General features: G+C 67.9%; 3 protein-coding genes and 1 pseudogene. 2 read left to right on the top strand and 2 right to left on the bottom strand.

Annotation, left to right across the window (positions count from 1 at the left end; genetic code table 11):
- Nucleotides 1-1919 (top strand): monovalent cation:proton antiporter family protein (locus tag QZ609_RS25700; protein ID WP_295501098.1); only part of this gene is annotated, 1919 nt, incomplete at its 5' end.
- 14 nt (nt 1920-1933) lie between these two features.
- Here the strand turns inward: QZ609_RS25700 and QZ609_RS25695 are convergent.
- Together QZ609_RS25695 and QZ609_RS25690 are read right to left on the bottom strand one after the other, a co-directional pair.
- The gene (locus tag QZ609_RS25695; protein ID WP_295501095.1) at nt 1934-2338 is read right to left on the bottom strand and encodes a ribbon-helix-helix domain-containing protein; all 405 of its coding nucleotides are present in this window, start codon (nt 2336-2338) and stop codon (nt 1934-1936) included.
- A gap of 43 nt (nt 2339-2381) precedes the next feature.
- On the bottom strand, nt 2382-2960 hold the full coding sequence (locus QZ609_RS25690) for a DJ-1/PfpI family protein (protein WP_295501092.1): 579 nt from the start codon (nt 2958-2960) through the stop codon (nt 2382-2384).
- A 101-nt stretch (nt 2961-3061) separates the two neighbouring features.
- On the opposite strand from QZ609_RS25690, the pseudogene QZ609_RS25685 reads away from it, so the two are divergent.
- Nucleotides 3062-3309: pseudogene (locus tag QZ609_RS25685) on the top strand (adenine phosphoribosyltransferase); the annotation flags it as partial.

Below are 3309 nucleotides of genomic sequence, written 5' to 3'. Positions count from 1 at the left end.
TGTTCCGCATGCTGCAATTGCCGCCGATGCTGGCCTACCTGGTGGTGGGCGTGCTGATCGGGCCGAAGGCGACGGGGCTGGAGTCCGATTCTGCCCAGACGCGCTACCTCGCCGAATTTGGCGTGGTGTTCCTGATGTTCTCGATCGGGCTGGAGTTCAACCTCTCCAAGCTGCGCTCGATGCGGCGTCTGGTACTGGGGCTGGGCGCGTCGCAGGTGGCGCTGACCATGCTGCTGACGGTGCCGATCACGATGCTGCTCTCGCGCTGGTATCCGCTGTCGTGGCAGGCGGGCCTGGCGCTGGGCGGCGCGCTGGCGATGTCGTCCACCGCCATCGTCTCGAAGCTGCTGGCCGAGCGCCTGCAGCTCGAGACCGAGCACGGCCGCAACATCATCAGCGTGCTGCTGTTCCAGGATCTGGCGGTGGTGCTGCTGCTGATTGTGGTGCCGTCGCTGGGCAAGAACCCGAGCGACCTGGTGCTGGCGCTGTCGATTGCGGCGCTCAAGATCACCGTGGCGCTGGTGATGATCCTGTTCGTGGGGCAGAAGCTGCTCTCGCGCTGGTTCCACCTGGTGGCGGCGCGGCGCTCGCAGGAGCTGTTCATGCTGAACCTGCTGCTGGTGACGCTGGGCATGGCGGCGCTGACCGAGCGGCTCGGCCTGTCGATGGCGCTGGGCGCCTTCCTGGCCGGCATGCTGGTGTCGGAGACGCCGTACAAGCTGCAGGTGGAAGAAGACATCAAGCCGTTCCGCGACGTGCTGCTCGGCCTCTTCTTCGTGACGGTGGGCATGCTGCTGGACCCGCGCGTCGTGGTCCAGCACTGGGCGTTGGTGCTGGGGCTGGTGGCGGGGCCGGTGCTGTTCAAGTTCGTGCTGATCGCGCTGCTGGCGCGCGGCTTCGGCTCGGGCGGCGGCGCGGCGATCCGTACCGCGCTGGGCTTGGCGCAGGCGGGCGAGTTCGGCTTCGTGCTGCTCAACCAGATCGACGGCATGCACCTGATCGACCCGCTGCTCGGTCAGGCGATCCTGGCGGCGATGCTGCTGTCGATGCTGCTGGCGCCGTTCCTGATCCAGCACAGCGATGCGATTGCCATGCGGTTCTCACGCACGGACTGGCTGATGCAATCGCTGGCGATGACCAAGATCGCCGCGCAGAGCATCGCCACCGAGCGCCACGTCATCATCTGCGGCTACGGGCGTTCCGGCCAGAACCTGGCGCACATGTTGGAGCAGGAAGAGATTGGCTACATGGCGCTCGACCTGGACCCCGATCGCGTGCGCGAGGCCGCTGCGGCCGGCGAGCACGTGGTCTACGGCGATGCGGCGCGGCGTGAGTCGCTGGTGGCGGCTGGTATCCACCGCGCGGCGGCGGTCGCCATCACCTATGCCGATACGGCCTCAGCGCTCAAGGTGCTGCACCACGTGCAGAAGCTTGAGCCGACCCTGCCCGTGATCGTGCGCACCATCGACGATGCCGACCTGGACCGCCTGCAGCAGGCCGGCGCCACCGAGGTGGTGCCCGAGATCATTGAGGGCAGCCTGATGCTGGCCTCGCACGCACTAGTGCTGTTGGGCGTGCCGCTGCGCCGCGTGGTGCGGCGCGTGCAGCAGATGCGCGACGCGCGCTACAGCCTGCTGCGCGGCTACTTCCACGGCCAGGACGATGAAGAGGACATGCTCGAGCGCGATGCCGTGCGGCTGCACTCGGTGCCGCTGGCCCCGGGCTCGCCCGCCATCGGCCACAAGCTGGGCACGATGGGGCTGGAGACGTTCAAGACCTCGGTGACGGCGATCCGCCGACATGGCATCCGCGCGCTTGACCCGGAGCCGGACACGGTGCTGGAGCTGGGCGATATCGTCGTGCTGCGCGGTACGCCCGAGGGGCTGCAGATGGCGGAGGAGCGGCTGACCCCGCGTTGATGCGGCGCTAGGCGCTACTTGGCCAGCGCTTCGAGCAACGGCCCGCGCGAGCGGCGCGGCGGCGCGGTGTCCGCCAAGTTCGGCGGCAGGCCCGCCAGCACGGCCGCTGCATCCAGCGAGCGGATCGACACGCGCGTATCGGCCGGAATGCGCCCGTCCTGCTGCAGCATCAGGTAGCGCAGGCAGCAGACGCGCAGGAACGAGGCGAAGTTGGCCACCTCGCCGCGCCGCTCCAGCAGCTCGTCATAGAGCTTGGCAATCAGCTGGTTGACGCTTAGCCCGTCGCGCTGGCCGATCTCTTCGAGCACCTCCCAGAACAGGCACTCCAGGCGCACGCTGGTCGCCACGCCGTGCAGGCGCAGCGAGCGGGCCAGGGTGTCGTATGAGTGGGGATTGGCGCGGATGAAGATTTCGCACATGGCCGGGTCTCCTGGTCAGGTGCCCGGCTTGCGGGCAACCCGATCAGTGTAGGACCCGCGTCCCCAGGACTTCAAGAAACTGTGCCAGCCACGCGGGATGCGCCGGCCAGGCAGGCGCTGTCACCAATTTGCCATCGGTGTGGGCCTGGTCGACAGGGATGTCCTGGTATCGGCCGCCCGCTGCCGTGACTTCCGGGCCACACGCCGGGTAGGCCGAGCACGCGCGCCCCTCCAGCACGCCCGCCGCCGACAGCAGCTGCGCGCCATGGCAGATGGCCGCGACGGGTTTGTCGGCGCGGGCGAAGTGCCGGACGATGTCGAGCACCCGCGCATTCAGGCGCAGGTATTCGGGCGCGCGGCCACCGGGCACAACCAGGGCGTCGTAGGCGGCGGGGTCGACGGACGCGAAGTTGGCATTGAGGGTGAAACGGTGGCCGGGCTTCTCGGAGTAGGTCTGCGCACCCTCGAAATCGTGCACGGCAGTGGCGACGGAATCGCCGGCCTTCTTGTCGGGGCAGACCGCATGCACCGTGTGGCCGACCATCTGGAGTGCCTGGAAGGGCACCATCACTTCGTAGTCTTCGACATAGTCGCCCACCAGCATCAGAATCTTTTTCGCCATCGCCGTGTCTCCTGTATGGTTGCGGTCTGCCCATTGTGGTTCGGTGCTTCCGGGCCCGGGTGGTAGCCGGTTACCGCGCACTGTCTTTTCCTGTTCCTGTCATGACCCACGTTCCTCATCATCAGGCGGCCTTGCTCACGCCGTCGTCCGTTCCCGCGTCCACCGAGCTGGGTGACGTGACGCGCTACTTGCGCGAGCGCATCCGCACCGTGCCCAACTGGCCGCAGGCGGGGGTGATGTTCCGCGACATCACGCCGCTGCTGCAGGACCCGAAGAGCCTGCGCGTGCTGGTGGACGTGTTCATCCACCGCTACATGGGGCAGGGGCTGAACCTGGTGGCGGGCATCGA

It is taken from the genome of uncultured Ralstonia sp., assembly GCA_913056305.1.
Classification (GTDB): domain Bacteria; phylum Pseudomonadota; class Gammaproteobacteria; order Burkholderiales; family Burkholderiaceae; genus Ralstonia.
Note: the sequence above shows the minus strand (reverse complement) of the source record. Positions and strands in the feature narration are given on the sequence as shown.

What these genes read in the sequence shown, in the direction of transcription:
- QZ609_RS25695 (WP_295501095.1), bottom strand. Translation starts at nt 2,338, where the DNA reads ATGTGCGAAATCTTCATCCGCGCCAATCCCCACTCATACGACACCCTG.
- QZ609_RS25690 (WP_295501092.1), bottom strand. Translation starts at nt 2,960, where the DNA reads ATGGCGAAAAAGATTCTGATGCTGGTGGGCGACTATGTCGAAGACTAC.